Source organism: Ruegeria sp. AD11(2025), from assembly GCF_056542405.1.
This window is the reverse complement of sequence record NZ_JBQFZU010000129.1, coordinates 1-750: the sequence shown is the minus strand read 5'-3', so window position 1 is coordinate 750 and position 750 is coordinate 1. Positions and strand designations below refer to the sequence as shown.

Annotated in this window: 1 protein-coding gene; it reads right to left on the bottom strand. The window is 64.3% G+C overall.

The features are described 5' to 3' along the window. On the bottom strand, window positions 1-750 hold a 750-nt coding region (gene glyA, locus ACR1XY_RS24685; RefSeq protein WP_480597484.1), incomplete at both ends, for a serine hydroxymethyltransferase.

Genomic DNA, 750 nt, shown 5'->3' with positions numbered 1-750 from the left:
TTCACTTTCTTGGCGATCGCCTCGTCATTGGTCAGGATCATGCCGCCGCGCGGGCCGCGCAGGGTCTTGTGCGTGGTGGTGGTCGCCACATGCGCGTGCGGGAAGGGCGAGGGGTGCTCTCCGGCCGCAACCAGACCGGCGAAATGCGCCATGTCGACATGCAGATAGGCGCCAACCATGTCCGCGATCTGACGCATCCGGGCAAAGTCGATCTGGCGCGGGATGGCCGAGCCGCCTGCGATGATCAGCTTGGGCTGGTGTTCCTTCGCCAGCGCCTCGACCTGATCGTAATCCAGCATGTTGTCCTGCTGACGCACGCCGTATTGCACGGCCTTGAACCACTTGCCCGACTGGTTGGGCGCGGCGCCGTGGGTCAGGTGACCGCCGGCATCCAGGCTCATGCCCAGAATGGTGTCGCCGGGCTGAATCAGCGCCTGGAACACGCCCTGGTTGGCCTGGCTGCCCGAGTTCGGCTGCACGTTGGCGAATTCGCAGCCGAACAGCTGCTTGGCGCGGTCGATGGCCAGGTTCTCGGCGATGTCGACGAACTGGCAACCGCCATAGTAGCGGCGCCCGGGATAGCCTTCGGCGTATTTGTTGGTCATCACCGAGCCCTGCGCCTCCATCACGGCGGCAGAGACGATGTTCTCGGACGCGATCAGCTCGATCTCGTCGCGCTGGCGGCCAAGCTCGGATGTGATCGAGCCAAACAGCTCAGGGTCACGGTCGGCAAGGGACTGGGTGAAAAAA